Genomic DNA, 14,305 nt, shown 5'->3' with positions numbered 1-14,305 from the left:
TGGAGTGAACGTGGAAGCCCGCGAACTTGACGACCTGGAACCGGACGACGCCCGCCCGGCCTCCCAGCAGATCGCTAACGTGCTGCGCGCGGCGATCCTCACTCGACGCTTCGCTCCTGGTGAGCGCCTGCCCTCACAGACCGACCTGGCGGAGCGCTACGGGGTAGCGCGCGAGACGGTCAAGACCGCCTTGCGCATCCTGCGGGACGACCGGTTAATCGTCAGTCGTCAGGGGAGTGGAGCATTCGTCCGGGCCCAGACCGATCGACCCGTTGGTCTACGCCCGCACATCGAGGCCGCATTTGAGCAGGCTCACATCAGCATCGACTTCGCCGGCTTCTCCAGCGAGACCCTGCACGGCGCCATCCAGGAGCCCTTGGACAAGATCCGCGCGGGCCGGCTCAACCCGGAGTCCATCGCGATCCGCATCCTGTTGCCGGACTTAGGTCAACCGGCGATCGTGCCCTCCCGTGCGGAGCCAGCCGGCGATGATCCCGCAGTCCGTGAACGCGCCGCCCGGATAGCGCGCCGTCACACCGAGGCCATCGTTGAGTCAGTAGGCGAGCTGGGCACCCTGGGCCTGGTGCGTAACGCCACCACGGAGATCCGCGCCTACGGCACCACGGTCCTGTCAAAGCTCTACATCATTAACCGCGAAGAGGTCTTCTTCGGCTTCTACCCGGTCGTCCGCCACACCGTCTCGGTCGACAAACAGGCCGTGCCGATCTTCGACGTGCTGGGCAAAGACGTACCGCTCTTCCACTTCGTGACGAGCGGTGACGAGGGCGACGCCGGGGACCAGTTCGTGCAGCAGTCTCGCGGCTGGTTCGACAGCGTGTGGGACACCATCGCTCACGAGTACATCCCGTGACGCTCGCCGACCTGGTCGGTTCTGCGGGTTTCTTCCTGATCGACTTCGATGGACCCATCTGTTCGGTCTTCGCAGGGCACCCGGCCCCCGTAGTCGCCGACGACCTGCGCGACGTGATCCGCCGACACAACGGCGGCGAGCTGCCAACCAAGTTGGCAGAACCTCACGGCGACCCGCTGCGCCTCCTGGTCGACGTCGGTGAGCTCGGAGACGACGAGCTCACCGGCAAGGTCGCAAACGCCAGTCGAGACGCGGAAGTGACCGCCGTACAGTCCGCCGCACCGACGCAGGGTGCAGACGAGGTACTTCGCGCCGCGTCCCTGACCGGGCGAAAAGTGGCCGTGGTCAGCAACAACGCCACCACGGCTATCGGCGAATACCTCGCGCTGCATGGCATGGCCTCCTATGTGGACGGCATCGCTTCGCGCTTCGACGGAATGGACCCGTGCCTGCTCAAGCCACATCCGTTCCTGCTGGAACGTGCGCTCTCCTCCGCGGGCGTGCCGCGCGACAGGGCGGTTTTTATCGGCGATTCGGTTACCGACGTCGAGGCCGGCAGGGCCGCAGGCATCCGGACGATCGGGTACGCCAACAAGCCAGGCAAACAGCAGCGACTCACCGATGCCGGCGCCGACATCGTGATCCACTCCATGCGAGCGCTGGCAGCCGAGCTGCTTTCCACCGCAACCAGGCCGATGCGATGACCGATCAGTTCGTGGTGCCTGCCGCGGTGCTTGCGAACGTTCGCCGTCGTTGGCCGGAGACAGCTGAGTCCTGGGCTGCCCAAGTCCCGGTGCAGTTCCGTGCTATCTGTGAGCGCTACCAAGCCATTCCGCGTGAGGTGCTGTCAGCGAGGTATGGATTCGTAGTCGCGGTAGATGCCACCGACGGCCCACTCGTCATTCGTAGTAGCCCGGACCCTCACGGGCGCGATCAAGCCGCCGTCTCGGTCGCGCTTGCGAACCTGGGGACCGCACCGCCGGTGCACGAGGCATTCAGCGATGAACGAGGCACCTGGACCGTGCTCGATCGAGTGCTGCCCGGAACACCCCTTAGTCAGGTTGATCCTGCCACCGTTGACCCGAAAGCACTCTTTGCTCCGCTCGCGGCGATGGCTGCTCAGCCGCCAGCCTCGCCGGATTTGCCCTCAATCTTGGACTGGTTGCGTGATCGTCTTGAGAACGACGATCTTGCCGATTTGCGTCCCGGTACCGCTGTGGCTCCGGCAAGTGAGCGCCGAGCTGCCTTGGCGCAATTGACCGATCTAGCTCGCGACCACACCCCAGCTTTGTGTCATGGCGATGCATCCAGCGGGAACATCCTCGCCCGTGGTCGACGTGGCTGGATGCTCATCGACCCCCGGGGCATGACTGGCGAGCACGGCTACGACGTTGCTGTGCTCGCACTCCGAGTCAGTGTCGTCCGCAGTTCGCCTGGTTTAGTCAGCCTCATCGCCGATCTCACCCGAGTGGATAGTGATCGACTCCGCGCTTGGATGAAGATCGCGCAGGCCGCACGGGTGTAGTCGCTCCACCGAGTGTCAGATTCCCGCGAGCGATGTTCTGGGGCTTGGTGAACCGCCCTGGCTCCGAGGGCGTGTACCACTGTGGATGGAAGTAGCGTCCAACCTCGGGGTAGGGGCGCGAGGACATGACTACTTGAGTAGCTATGTTGCGCTGAGTAGTTGGTTCGAGACCGTCCTGTCGAATGCTCGCGGATGAGGAGTAGGCCATGGTCGAGCAAACGAGCCGGCGTGACAGCGCAGGCGGGTTCACCCTGCTGATGCTCAGCACAACCGCTTCAATCCTGCTGCTCACCGTGACGCTGCTGGTCGCCGCATCAGAGGATGTTGCCGAAGCGACGGTGTTCGGGAAGGCCGGGACCGTGGCTGTGACCGTCGGAGCTGCCATCGTGGTTTGCGTCTCGGCCGTCATCGCTTGGCGTGGCTCTGGATCTGCGGTGCGTGCTGTAGCGGTAGGGATGTCGATCGTTGCGGCCGTTCTCGTGGCGACGCTGGCGTACCTCTTCTTGTTTTCCGACAACACCCAGTTCGGGGCGGGACTCCTGTTGGTCTGTGCCGCTGTGCTGGTCGCTTTAGGCGGGCGGGAGGTCGCGCACGCGTCCGGAACGAGGGAGGCGCGCTGAGATGCAACCGGACCTAACGCAACGCCTTCAGCGAATCCAGCAGCGCGTCAACCAGCTTGGTCAGCTGACGCGTGAACTGGCGTCGGCCGCACCCGAGGAGTCGGAAGGCTATGACGCGAGCGGATGTGTGCTCGTGTTGCTCGGCCGGGACGGATTGCCGGTCGATATCCGAGTGCGGGACCAGTGGCAGGAGCGGTTGGAGCCGGAAGAACTCGGCTCCGCGGTTCTGGACGCTTCCTCTGCCGCTGGACAGGCAGCGACCAGAGCGTGGGCCGGGAGCCTGGACAACAGCCGCTGGTGGACGCGGCAGCGAGACGCGGACGAGTACGCCGGCGAAGCCAACTCCCAGAGCCGCGAGCAGCCGTCAGGGCTCGGTCCAGGCCGGCCACAGCCCGACGGCGAATTCAACGAGCAGGTCATGAGGGCTCTGCGCGAATCGGTGGACCAGGCGAGCCGACCGCAGCCCGCCGACGATACGGACGGCGTCGACGGCGGGCACCACGTGGCCGTGAGGCTGAACAGCGGTGGCCTCACGGAATGCTTTATCGAGCCGCAGTGGGCGCGCAACCGCACCGGCGGCACCATCACCGAAGCCCTCTCGACGGCACTGTGGCGAGCGAGACACGGACTTCCGTCGGCCGCGCACCGGAGCGCCGAGCTCGACGCGCTGGTGAGCGACGCTCTGGCGACGTTGACCACCCTGGTCCAGCGGTCGTCGAACTGAGGTGATGTGTGATGGGTCTTCCCAGCTCAGAAGAGGTCTTGGTCGCTACCGATGCCCTGCGCGCCGAGGCAACGGTGTGGGACACCCAGGGCGAGGCGCTGCGGGCGCTCAGCGCTGAGGTCGGCGCCATGGAGTTCGGCCGTGTTGAAGCCGGCCTCTTCCAGATGATGGTGAGCCCGTACAACGAGGTCGTTCGTGCTGTCGCTGCCCGCTGTGTTGAAGGTGCTGCCGCGATGACGGACATGGCAGGCACGTTGCGCAAGGTGGCGGATGTCTACGAGACCGAGGACCAGGCCGGCGCGCACCGCATCAAGAATGTCTACTGACGGGGGACGCGATGTTCAGCGCGGCGCAGTATGAGGCAGTGATCAGCGAGATCGAGCAGGGGACGAAGACCTTCGAGGCCAAGCTTGCCGAGGTCATTCCCGCCGCGGACAGGGTCTCCAGCCAGTGGTACGTGGGCGAGGTTCTCGGTGATCTGCTTCAGTGGATCGCCCGCAGGACAGTTGAAGTAGGGACCGAGATCCTGAACTTCATCTTGGACGTGCTCAAGGGCGCGACCGCACCCGTCTTCATGTTCATCGATGCGTACAAGTGGATCGACTTCAAGGCCACTGCGAACGGTGTTTCTACCGATGTCACGGTCCAGAATCTGGTGATCAACAGCTCGGATTGGTCCGGACAGGGTCATGACGCCTACCTCAACGCCGCTGCGGCCCAGTCCACCGCCGCTGGACGCATCGGGTCGATCGCCAAGACCGCATCCGACAACCTGCTGCTGTGCGCCGGTGCCGGTCTGGCCTTCTACATTCTGGTCGCCGGCGTCGTTGCGAAGCTGATCGTCGAGGTTGTTGCAGCGACCACCGCGATTAGCACAGCGGTCTTTTCCGCGGTCGGCGCGATGATCTTCCTTGAATCAGGAGTCGTCAACGTGACAGCGATCGTCACTGCTCTTGGCTTGCTCTCAGCATTTTTGGGCACGCAGGTCAACGCCCTAGTCACCTTGCACGGCGAAGCCGCCGATCCCACGAGCTTTCCGAACGGCGCATGGCCGAAGTCGAACAGCGCGCAGTACAGCGACGGGACGGTCAAGGACGGCGACGCCGACTGGTCCCTCAAGGATGACTAGCACCCAGTCCACTGTCGCATGAGGATCGAAAACATAGCTCGTGAAAGGGTTGTGTTTGCCGGTTCACGCAACCGGCTCAGGGGCTCTCAACGAAAATCCCCGGCTAACGCTGAGCGCTAGCCGGGGTCGACGTACCCGTCTTGGAGTACACGCCAGTTATCGACGCTGCCCATCATTACCTACATACGCGTGCCGAGGGCGCTTCAACCAAGCTGCGCTGTTCCCCGCAGGAACAAGGTGGCAGGGGAGCAGATTTAGCATGTATGAAGGCGGTGCATCAATGCGGCGGATCCAGATTCTCCAAGCCAGGGCCCTTGAAAAGGGCCATGGTCGCGCCAATAATTCCGACTCTGGTGAGAGCCGATTGGACTGCTTCTCTGAGATAAGGAAACATGACTCTGTGACTGTAAATCTCGCCGAATGCACTTAACGCGTCTGGCTCTGCAATGATAGGGTCGTTCGACTCAAATTGAACGGCAATTGTTGTGTTTACAACTGCCGATCCGTCGGCGCCTCCGGGGCAAATAGCAACTCGTGTCTCATGTCGAAATTCGATCGTTTTCTCATCAAGAAGTCTATGACCGAGAATCACGGTTATTCGTGTGGAGATACTCGTGCCGTCCGGAAGGTCGAATGCTGACCGGTCGTGCACTTCGGCCGAGATCCGATCAAAGTAAATGGTCGTAAGCTCGACCTGTCTGAACAGGCGGTCAGCCTGGCCAAACAACTCTGCAGTGACATTGCTGGCAGCCATGAGTTCTCAGGCTCCGGAGCCTGAAAGTACCGACTTGGGATAGGTAACACCGGCAGCCTTGATAATGCTCGGCTTCCTTAGTTTTACGGTGCTCGACTCGCTCATTGGCCGGGACTGTTGGAAAGCTTTTCCAGTATTGCCACACAGCTTCCGGACTAGCATGACGTTTAGTTCGTCAATCTCTTCCCGAGTGAGAAGATTGTCCTCGTCGTAGCCGTTCAACTCATTGCGGCGTAGCCAAGAGTTGATACTCGTCCAATCCCAGATTCGAATTCCGTCTCCAACCACGGACACCGGCAATGGAAAGTCTTTTTTGCCCCTGGTGCCCAGCGCCCATGCGCGAATCGTCTCGCGAGGCCGGCCTGTCCGTGCCGCAATATCGGTGATATTGACAAGGTCGGGTTCCACTCGGAGAATTTGGACATTCGGGAATGCGCAGCATAGGCGCCCAACAGCATCTAGCACTGCGTCGTAGCTGTTCTCTGCCGCGATACGGTATGTGAGTAGTGGCTTGCCGCCGATGACCGCTGGGTAAACCTCGATGTTCCCGTCATCGAGCAGCCGGGCAACTGTGGTCTCCGATGCGAGGTCGATACCGCCCACGAACAGCGTGAACAGGTAGGGCAATACCTGTGTCGTGTCGTCCTTCACCGCCCACCTCCTGCCTGGTACGTCCACGGTAGCGACCGTACTCACTTGCGTACACCCCTAATCTAGCGACCATCACTGTCCGATGTATCGTTATGAGGACAACGTGCCATATTTCGGCGCAGAATTTTGGCTTGAGAGCTGCCACTGGGGGTGCTCAGTACCCACACCGGCGTGCATTGCTCGCCGGGGCACATGAGTGAGCCGAAGATGTGGGAGTTGCCGCCGGTACTCAGCTTCAAGCGCCAGCCAGCGCGTTCCGCCTCCTTCAGGACGGTCCGCACATCCGGATCAGGATGGCGCTTCGTGGTCATGTGAGCACGATACGGCTATCGTCCGCCGCTGTTCCAGCCCTGACTGCGTCGTTTCGAATAGAATCTGCCAAACGTCTCTGACGTGATCCCTGTGCTTGGGAGTGCGTCAAGACCGCTGCCTTCCGAAACGACTGATTTGGCCGTACGTTACGGGGGTGGAATGCTTCGCGACGGACGGTCTGTCCGTCAAATCATGATCAATCGCGCGTCTACGTGATCGCCTTGATTTGCATCGTGAAGCCGCATTGTAGGCGTGTTCGGACATAAATACGCAGGGTGGGCCATGAGCATGGCCCACCCTGCGTTGATGCCTGTCGCCTATCTGACGGACTGAGGGGTCGGCGAGACGGCACTGATCCCGGCGGACGCCGTACTGCCTCTCTGCAAGCAGATTATGAGGCTCGACCTGGGGACCAGCTTCAGATGTCGGAACGGCGTCCTGTTCAGTCGGATCTTGGAGATCAGGACCGCCGTCGACATGACCTGTGCTTTGCCCGTCGTTCTTAACAAAGGGGCCGCCTTCACATCTCCAGGGGAATGCCGTTTCCTTACGGTGGCAAACCCGAATCGCAAAGGTATTGCAGGCCGCTTGCCCGAAGCTAATCGGACTTTACTAATCGGCGGCCACTAAAAAAGATGTATCTCTTTTTCTGACCCGTCTGGTCCGACGAGTTTGATCACATGTCCACTATGAATCATAGACTGAACAAAAGAGTACAACAAGACGGAACGGTTGATCGCATCGGTTTTGCTCTCCCCTGTTAATCCGCAGACCTGACCGAGTGCTCGCCAAGCCCGCTGAATAAGGTTGACAGTGATCTTCACCGGCTTCGCTCGCCCCCCGCTCGACGAGGTATCAGGTGGGGTCGGCGAGCCGTCCAAGTCCGAGGCCATGTCGTCCTGGTTTTCGAGCTCATCGCCACTCTGCGTCGAACTCGTAAGTGTTGATGTGCGTGCCACACCGGCTCCCTTCCAACGTGGGCTTGCCCCACTATTAGTCCGTGGAGCAACTGGTCGAGACGAGTACAAGCGTCTTCGGTAGGACTGGTCAGACCAGGGACCTACTATGTCTCGGCTGCCAGTACGTATCAACTCGCTATATGGATGAAAGCTGTACTCGGACCAGCGCCCTTACTACTCACTGTAGACGTTAGGTCCCACGAAGAGTAGCCGTTAGTTCTTTAGAACACGATGAAACGGGCAAATCAGTCACCGGCTGTGACGTACGTCATATGGCGATTAGCTGTGCGCCTGGGGTCTCGCAGTGGGTCGTAAGGTACTTGTGTACTCAAGTGCGTACACTGGTCCCGGCGCCATCTAGCCGATGGCACCTAGTTCTTCCGACGGCGGGCCGGCACAACCGGGCAGCCTCGCGTACCGCTTCAGGTGATCGCCTCCGTGGTTGATGTGGGTTTGTACGTAGGAGAAGGGCCGCAAGATGACAACACCGGACCGTCGGGAGCCTCCGCCGCTCGAAGTTGATCTGACCCAGACAGAGGGCTACCCCACTGGCAGGGCTGGGTTGGAGATCAAGCTGCGGATCATCGGTCTGAAGGTCAAAGGGGCGGCTGCGTTGCCCAGCCCCGTGATGCTTAGCGGTATAGGAGTCAGTGCAGCGGCCGCAATCGTGATCGCCTGCGTCTTCGGCTTGCAGTTCGTTGTCGAGCCGCTCGTGGTCATGATCCCGGGGTGCGCTCTCGCAATCCTCGTCTTAGGGGTGACGACCGCTCTCGCAGTCGTCGCTTTTAGGGCTGGACACCCGAGTACCGCGACAGGCGGGGAAGCAGCGAAGCTCCCGGAGCGTAAGTCCGAGGGGTGATTTCGCCAATGTTCTAAGGAGAGTGGGTCGGGGTGTCCCCGGGTGGCTGCCGAGCGGCTACCCGGGCTTGCTGTCTAGCAGGGCATTCGGGTTGCCTAATACTCAAAGTTGCTGGGCTGTGGACTGCCGAATTTGGCTCTACTAGATCAAGGCGCCACGCAAGCGTGGCGCGGCCGGTCGCGCTCGGCCTGCTGGCGGCGCAAGCGCCGGCATCGGCCGGCGCGCCGGCCAGACGCGCATCGAATGCGGACCGCATCTGGGCTGCGTGGCAATGTGCACTCTGGCACCGGTCACGCCGGATCTCTACGGTGAGGCCCATGTTCAGGGTTGCGCAGCAAGTCGCAGTCAGCCCTCCCTGGTGGGCGACGGTAGTGATCGCTGGCCTCTTCACTCTCTTGGGAGCCATCCTCACGCTGACGGTGACTGTCACGCTCGACCGGCGGAAGGCTGCCCGAGACGCGCGGATGGCCCGAGAGGTTCGAGCACGCGAGGCCTACCTCAGGATTCTCACGTGGGTGACGCATATCAAGGACGAACTCCGCCGGACGATCGACGGCCGCCGCGAGTTCAACCACGCGTTGGTAGATGAGCGGGAGCAGGCGAGCCTTGGCGCACTGTCTCAGCTCGACACGGGCCCTCAGTTCCGGGAGCTTCTAAGACAGTGGCCGGTAACCTTCCGTACCTTGCTCGATGCCTACGAGACCCTGCATCAGACGGAGCGCAATCTTCGGGCAACCAGTTCATCGGAGTACGCGCTCCGAGATAAGCAGGCTGCCTACCTGACGGACATGATCGACGAGCTGGCCGAGCTGATCACAGAGATGGAGAAGCAAGCCCGTAAGGACACGTCGATGTCCTGAAGGCATCAGTTGCCTCCGGCGGGGATCTCTGGCTTCTGGGATGGGTGCCATCCCGTCCACCGTCGCCCCAGGCGAGCCGAGCAGACCGACGCCGGGACCGCCAGCGTCCGCACCTATCTCTATGTAGTGATCAGTGGCGGCCCCGGCGCCGGCCCGCTCCCCGGTGGGTGGGTCGACGGCGGACGGGATGGCGGTGGGGAAGAAGAGTGCCCGCTGGGCGTTCCCGCGATGTTCCCGTAGACCGCCATAGACGGCCGGATCTTGCCGGACTCTCTGGATCACAACAGGAACAGCCCCGTTCTGCGTTTCCGCAGGTTACGGGGCTGTTTTACTTCCCAGTGGCGGGTGAAGGATTCGAACCTTCGAAGCTTTCGCGACGGATTTACAGTCCGCTCCCATTGGCCGCTCGGGCAACCCGCCTGGGAACCACCGCGGTTTCCCGCAGCAGCGGACATCAGAATAGCCGTACCGCAGAGCCCCTCCGCAACCGGGTACGGTCGGCATGTCGCGGGGTCTCCAACGCCTCGCTGAAGACATCGACACGATCCCAGTCGCAGGAGTTTGATCATGGCAGCCAACCCGTCGTTCGACATCGTCAGCAAGGTCGACCGGCAGGAGGTCGACAACGCTTTCAACCAGGCGGAGAAGGAGTTGAGCACCCGGTTCGACTTCCGGGGCACCGGCACCGTCGTCGCCAAGTCGGGTGAGGCGTTCACCATCACGTCGGAGACCGAGGAGCGGGCCGTCGCCGCGCTCGACGTCTTCAAGGAGAAGCTGGTCAAGCGCAACATCTCGCTGAAGTCGCTGGATGCCGGCGAGCCGCGGCAGTCCGGTAAGACGTACAAAATCGATCTTAAGGTTGTCGAGGGCATCGAGTCCGAAAAGGCCAAGGCGATCAGCAAGAAGATCCGGGACGAGGGTCCCAAGGGTGTGCAGCCGCAGATCCAGGGTGACCAGCTGCGGGTGACCGGCAAGAAGCGTGACGACCTCCAGGTCGTGATCGCGCTGCTCAAGCAGGAGGACTTCGGAGTCGCGCTCCAGTTCACGAATTACCGCTGATCGCCGTCCCGCCGCGCCGCAGACTGGTGTGGTGGGTACCGCGTTTCTGGGTGGCCTGATCGGGCTCGCGCTGCTGGGTTTCGGGGCGCGCATCCTGGTCAGCGGGCATGCCCCGGCGGTGATCGCCCGATCGTTTCGGGCCGATCGGGAAGCCGGGTGGTACCACCTGCTCTTCGGCGTGGCACTGGTGATCTTCGTGGTGGGGGCCCGTCTTCCGGGCGAGGCCTCCGGCACGACCGCGACGATTCTGTCCATCGCGCTGGTCGCGGTCGCCGTGGTCCGCTTCCGCCCCCGAGGCCGGGTCCGAGACGAAGAGCCTTAGCCCTGGGCGTCGATCCAGCGTTGGTGTGCTTCCCACGCTGCCTGTTTGCTGCTGCCGACCGCCGCGCCGATCTGCGACCAGGACGCGCCGGCGCCTCGTGCCGTGCGGATCATCGGCTGGCGTCCGTACCCGGCCTTGCGGATCACGACCTCGCTGAGCGCGAGCATCTCCAGCGACTCGTCCCGGGTGAGGCCGGGTGTGCCTTCCGGGTCCATCGCGGCCAGTGCGTCGCGCATCCGTAGATCGTTGTACCGAGCGGTGGCTGTCACGAGCGTGTGAAGCGGCTCGAGCTCCTCCGGTGTCGTCACTGGAGGATCCTCTCGTCAGGCTGCCTTGACGTCAAGTGACCTTGACAATGAGAGGCGAATTGCCCTCACTTCTGCCTCTAAATCCGGCGCAAAGCCCTCAATTCTTGGGCTGTGAGTCGCGGGCTTCACTCAACCGTTCGGCCATTGTTTGATGAAGTGTGGGTCCGACCCGCCGATCGGCGCTCCCTGTCGCACAAAGGGTGTGGCAACATCAGGACACCGAACTTGAGCACCGCGCCAACAGGAGTCACGCATGTCTGCAAAGAAACTGAGCCGCTTGGCCGGTTTGGTGCTCGTGCTGGCAGCTGCATTCGGCGGATTGTCCGTCGGACACACCTCGTCCGGGGATTCCTCGGCGGTTCGCTACACCACGCTCGACTTCGACTGGAACTGATCGCCCAGCGACCTTTGGGCGCGACCCGCATAGGAGCGCCATGGCCGGCAGTTCACGATCCCGGCGGCGTTCTGCTGATTATGCGTGGCTCATCACCGGGCCCCTCGCGATCTTCGCGATCGCCTGCACCATCGGGTTCTGGTTCGAGGAGCCTGATTGGTACCAGGACTGGCTGCCCGCTCTCCTGCTGCTGGTGCTCTACCTGGTCACTCAGTTCGCCGAGTTCAACGTCGTCATCAGGCGCAACGCTTTCTCCGTGACGGTGACCGAGGTCCCGCTCGTCCTGGGTCTCTACTACGTCTCGCCCGTGCTGATGATCGGAGTGGTCGTCACCGGGGCGCTCTGCCTCCAGTTGCGGGCCACCCAGCTTCCGGTCAAGGCGTGGTTCAACGTCGCCAAGCAAGCGGCGAGCATCTGCGCGTCGTTGCTGGTGATCGCGGCGTTCCCGCCGATCGTCAACGCGGGCCCCGGCACCTGGGGCGTTCTCGCGGTCGCCGTCGCGGTCAACGTGCTGGTCCAACTGGCCTGTCTGGCCGGGGTGATGAGTGTGGTCCAGGGCGGCCGAGCCGGCCCCGACACACTGAGGGCCAGCCTCCCCAACCAGATGATCGCCGGGGTCAACGCGGCGGTCGGCCTGCTCTTCCTGATCGCACTCGAAGCGACCAAGTGGTCAGCGGTCCTGCTGGCGGTCCTGGCCGTGGCGCTGACCCTGCTGCTGCGCTCGTTCGCCGGCTTCTTCCGGCAGCACCGCACCCTTGCCGACGTCTACGAGCTGACCCAGGCCGTCCGCCGCGAGACCTCGAACAGCGCCCTGCCCGACGTGTTGCTCGGCCGCGTCCGAGACCTGATGCGCTCGGAGTACGCGACGCTCTGGCTCGCGCCGCAGGAGCGCTATCCGGAGGTGCTGCTCACCGCACAGGTGGACAACAAGGGATTGCTAGACATGTCCCCGGTGCCCGCCAAGATTCGTGATCTGGCAGTCGACGACCACCAGGTGGTGGCGGTCGGTCAGCACTTCACCGAGACCGAGCACCTGCGTGACCAACTGCGTCCGGCCCGGGTGAAGGACACCGTTGTGGTCCCGCTGCGCTCCGGTCAGGCCATCATCGGCACGCTCGAAGTGGCCAACCGGATCGGTGAGAGCCGCAGCTTCCGGGACAGCGACATCCAGGTGCTCGAGACGATCGCCGCACACGCGGCGGCGGCGGTGGAGAACTCCCGCCTGGTCGACCGCCTGCGCCACGACGCGTACCACGACCGCCTCACCGGCATGCCGAACCGGCGCCGGATCGTCGACGCCCTGGCCGAGTCGGTCAAGGTGCACGCCGAGCAGGAGGTCGTCGCGGTGGTCCTCTTCGACGTGGACGGCCAGCGCAACGTCAACGAGTCGATGGGTCACGCGGCCGGCGACAAGCTGCTCTCCGAGGTGGCGGCCCGGTTGCGGGGCATCGCCGACTCCGGGGCGCTGGTCGGCCGGATCGGCGGCGACGAGTTCGTGGTCACCCTGCGTACCGAAAGCCTTGAATCGACGATCGCGCTCGCCACCGAGATGCGTGAGCGGCTGCGCGGCCCGATGGCCGTCGGCTCGCTCACCCTCGACGTGGACACCGCGGTCGGTGTGGCGGTCTACCCGGACCACGGCAGCGACCCGGAAACCCTGCTCCAGCGCGCCGAGCTCGCTGCCAACGCGGCGAAAGCGCTGCCGTACGGCGTGCAGCCGTTCCACCCGGCGCTGGAGTCGAGGGCGGTTCGCCGGCTCGGCATCGCGGCGGACCTGCGCCGGGCGCTCGACAACGGTCAGCTCGAGGTCTGGTTCCAGCCCCTGGTGACGCTCGCCGACCGGCACGTGGTCGGGGTGGAGTGCCTGGCCCGCTGGGTGCATCCGGCGCACGGCGAGGTCGCTCCGGAGGACTTCGTGGCGGTGGCCGAGCACACCGGTCAGCTGGCCCGGCTCACCGAGGTGGTTCTCGCCGCGGGCCTGCGGCGCTGCCGGGACTGGGCGGAAGCCGACCGGCCGCTGTCGGTCGCGATCAACCTCTCCGCGCGGACCCTGCTCGACTCCCGGTTCCCGGAGATGGTCGAGGAGATGCTGGCGGAATACCGCGTCGACCCCGGTCAGCTGACCTTCGAGATCTCCGAGCCGGGGATGCTCAACGACATAGAGCGTGTCCTGCCGTCGCTGTACCGGCTGAGGGACCTCGGTGTCCGGCTCAGCGTCGACGACTTCGGCACCGGCGCTTCCTCGTTGGCGTACCTGCGGCAGTGGCCGGTGCACGAGGTGAAGATCGACGACACGTTCGTGCAGGGGATGGCGACCGATTCCGGTGATCTCGCGATCGTCCGGGCGGTGGTCGGGCTCTCCCGGGAGTTCGGCCTCACGGTCGTGGCCGAGGGTGTGGAGAGCGAGCTCACCCTGGATCTGCTCGAGGAGATGGGCTGCGAACTCGGTCAGGGTTACCTCTTCAGCCGCCCGCTTCCGTTCGAGCGTCTGGAGGCCTGGTTGAGCGCTCAAACCGAGCCCGAATCGACGCCGACGGGCGAGGTCCGGCGGCTCCGAGTCGTGATCTGACCAGGAGTTCAACCTGTTTCGGGGTGCCGATTTCACCCCCGCTGACGGGCCGTGTACTCTTACCTCTGTCAGCGAGCGAGTGATCGCGAAGCGGCAAGCCCCCTTAGCTCAGTCGGCAGAGCGTCTCCATGGTAAGGAGAAGGTCTACGGTTCGATTCCGTAAGGGGGCTCCACCGGGTTCGTTCCCGCCCCGCCGGCGTTGAACGATGAGCCTGGCTCGGCGGTGTAGCTCAGATGGCAGAGCAAGCGGCTCATAATCGCTGTGTCGCCGGTTCAAGTCCGGCCACCGCTACTGTGATTTTCCAGGTGGACCCCTCCCGGGGCCCGCTTTGCAGAGCGACCGCCTCAGCGTCTACGCTGAAACGTCGACAGTTTGAACCCCGTTAGCA

At 63.4% G+C, this 14,305-nt stretch carries 17 protein-coding genes and 3 tRNA genes; 15 read left to right on the top strand and 5 right to left on the bottom strand.

What is annotated here, in order from left to right:
- The first annotated feature begins 4 nt into the window (after positions 1-4).
- The 7 genes from B0I29_RS09690 to B0I29_RS09660 all read left to right on the top strand — a co-directional run bounded on the left by B0I29_RS09690 (position 5) and on the right by B0I29_RS09660 (position 4,869).
- On the top strand, positions 5-871 hold the full coding sequence (locus B0I29_RS09690) for a winged helix-turn-helix domain-containing protein (protein ID WP_111648692.1): 867 nt from the start codon (positions 5-7) through the stop codon (positions 869-871).
- Positions 868-1,575 carry an HAD family hydrolase gene (locus tag B0I29_RS09685; RefSeq protein WP_181557740.1) on the top strand — a complete coding sequence of 236 codons (708 nt, stop codon included), beginning with the start codon at positions 868-870 and terminating at the stop codon, positions 1,573-1,575. The genes B0I29_RS09690 and B0I29_RS09685 overlap by 4 nt, the downstream gene beginning before the upstream one ends.
- The gene (locus tag B0I29_RS09680; protein ID WP_111648534.1) at positions 1,572-2,396 is read left to right on the top strand and encodes an aminoglycoside phosphotransferase family protein; all 825 of its coding nucleotides are present in this window, start codon (positions 1,572-1,574) and stop codon (positions 2,394-2,396) included. Before B0I29_RS09685 ends, B0I29_RS09680 begins: the two co-directional genes overlap by 4 nt.
- Before the next feature lie 206 nt (positions 2,397-2,602).
- Entirely contained in the window at positions 2,603-3,016 is a 414-nt protein-coding gene (locus B0I29_RS09675; RefSeq protein WP_111648533.1) for a hypothetical protein, read from the top strand.
- Position 3,017: 1 nt separating this feature from the next.
- Positions 3,018-3,740, top strand: coding sequence for a hypothetical protein (locus B0I29_RS09670; protein ID WP_111648532.1), 723 nt, complete (start codon positions 3,018-3,020; stop codon positions 3,738-3,740).
- A 38-nt stretch (positions 3,741-3,778) separates the two neighbouring features.
- Positions 3,779-4,066 carry a hypothetical protein gene (locus B0I29_RS09665; RefSeq protein ID WP_245972379.1) on the top strand — a complete coding sequence of 96 codons (288 nt, stop codon included), beginning with the start codon at positions 3,779-3,781 and terminating at the stop codon, positions 4,064-4,066.
- A gap of 38 nt (positions 4,067-4,104) precedes the next feature.
- The gene (locus tag B0I29_RS09660; RefSeq protein ID WP_245972377.1) at positions 4,105-4,869 is read left to right on the top strand and encodes a hypothetical protein; all 765 of its coding nucleotides are present in this window, start codon (positions 4,105-4,107) and stop codon (positions 4,867-4,869) included.
- Positions 4,870-5,146: 277 nt separating this feature from the next.
- Here B0I29_RS09660 and B0I29_RS45160 read toward each other — a convergent pair whose 3' ends face one another.
- From B0I29_RS45160 to B0I29_RS09655, 3 genes are all read right to left on the bottom strand, one after another.
- The gene (locus B0I29_RS45160) at positions 5,147-5,623 is read right to left on the bottom strand and encodes a hypothetical protein (protein ID WP_146616752.1); all 477 of its coding nucleotides are present in this window, start codon (positions 5,621-5,623) and stop codon (positions 5,147-5,149) included.
- 6 nt (positions 5,624-5,629) lie between these two features.
- Positions 5,630-6,274, bottom strand: a complete 645-nt coding sequence (locus B0I29_RS45155) for a helix-turn-helix transcriptional regulator (RefSeq protein WP_146616751.1) — start codon at positions 6,272-6,274, stop codon at positions 5,630-5,632.
- Between the two features lie 62 nt (positions 6,275-6,336).
- A complete protein-coding gene (locus B0I29_RS09655) occupies positions 6,337-6,585 on the bottom strand; it encodes a hypothetical protein (RefSeq protein ID WP_111648529.1) in 249 nt (82 codons plus the stop codon).
- A gap of 1,438 nt (positions 6,586-8,023) precedes the next feature.
- On the opposite strand from B0I29_RS09655, the gene B0I29_RS09650 reads away from it, so the two are divergent.
- Together B0I29_RS09650 and B0I29_RS09645 are read left to right on the top strand one after the other, a co-directional pair.
- On the top strand, positions 8,024-8,404 hold the full coding sequence (locus tag B0I29_RS09650; protein WP_111648528.1) for a hypothetical protein: 381 nt from the start codon (positions 8,024-8,026) through the stop codon (positions 8,402-8,404).
- A 317-nt stretch (positions 8,405-8,721) separates the two neighbouring features.
- Positions 8,722-9,264: a hypothetical protein gene (locus B0I29_RS09645; RefSeq protein ID WP_111648527.1), complete on the top strand. Its 543-nt coding sequence runs from the start codon at positions 8,722-8,724 to the stop codon at positions 9,262-9,264.
- 339 nt (positions 9,265-9,603) lie between these two features.
- Here B0I29_RS09645 and B0I29_RS09640 read toward each other — a convergent pair.
- Positions 9,604-9,684 (bottom strand) — tRNA-Tyr (locus B0I29_RS09640).
- A 147-nt stretch (positions 9,685-9,831) separates the two neighbouring features.
- Here B0I29_RS09640 and B0I29_RS09635 point away from each other — a divergent pair.
- Positions 9,832-10,323, top strand: coding sequence for a YajQ family cyclic di-GMP-binding protein (locus B0I29_RS09635; RefSeq protein ID WP_111648526.1), 492 nt, complete (start codon positions 9,832-9,834; stop codon positions 10,321-10,323).
- Positions 10,324-10,354: 31 nt separating this feature from the next.
- On the top strand, positions 10,355-10,645 hold the full coding sequence (locus B0I29_RS09630) for a hypothetical protein (RefSeq protein ID WP_111648525.1): 291 nt from the start codon (positions 10,355-10,357) through the stop codon (positions 10,643-10,645).
- Here B0I29_RS09630 and B0I29_RS09625 read toward each other — a convergent pair.
- Positions 10,642-10,953, bottom strand: a complete 312-nt coding sequence (locus tag B0I29_RS09625; RefSeq protein WP_111648524.1) for a hypothetical protein — start codon at positions 10,951-10,953, stop codon at positions 10,642-10,644. The two genes, B0I29_RS09630 and B0I29_RS09625, sit on opposite strands and share 4 nt — an antisense overlap.
- 253 nt (positions 10,954-11,206) lie before the next feature.
- Here B0I29_RS09625 and B0I29_RS45655 point away from each other — a divergent pair, with 253 nt between their 5' ends.
- The 4 genes from B0I29_RS45655 to B0I29_RS09610 all read left to right on the top strand — a co-directional run bounded on the left by B0I29_RS45655 (position 11,207) and on the right by B0I29_RS09610 (position 14,208).
- Positions 11,207-11,347, top strand: coding sequence for a hypothetical protein (locus tag B0I29_RS45655; protein WP_181557739.1), 141 nt, complete (start codon positions 11,207-11,209; stop codon positions 11,345-11,347).
- Between the two features lie 40 nt (positions 11,348-11,387).
- Positions 11,388-13,916, top strand: a complete 2,529-nt coding sequence (locus tag B0I29_RS09620) for a putative bifunctional diguanylate cyclase/phosphodiesterase (protein WP_111648523.1) — start codon at positions 11,388-11,390, stop codon at positions 13,914-13,916.
- 97 nt (positions 13,917-14,013) lie between these two features.
- Positions 14,014-14,089, top strand: a tRNA-Thr gene (locus tag B0I29_RS09615).
- A 46-nt stretch (positions 14,090-14,135) separates the two neighbouring features.
- Positions 14,136-14,208 (top strand) — tRNA-Met (locus tag B0I29_RS09610).
- Positions 14,209-14,305 lie beyond the last annotated feature (97 nt).

Origin of the sequence: Actinoplanes lutulentus (assembly GCF_003259845.1) — a bacterium.
Lineage (GTDB): Bacteria > Actinomycetota > Actinomycetes > Mycobacteriales > Micromonosporaceae > Actinoplanes > Actinoplanes lutulentus.
This window is presented reverse-complemented; position numbering and strand designations above follow the sequence as displayed.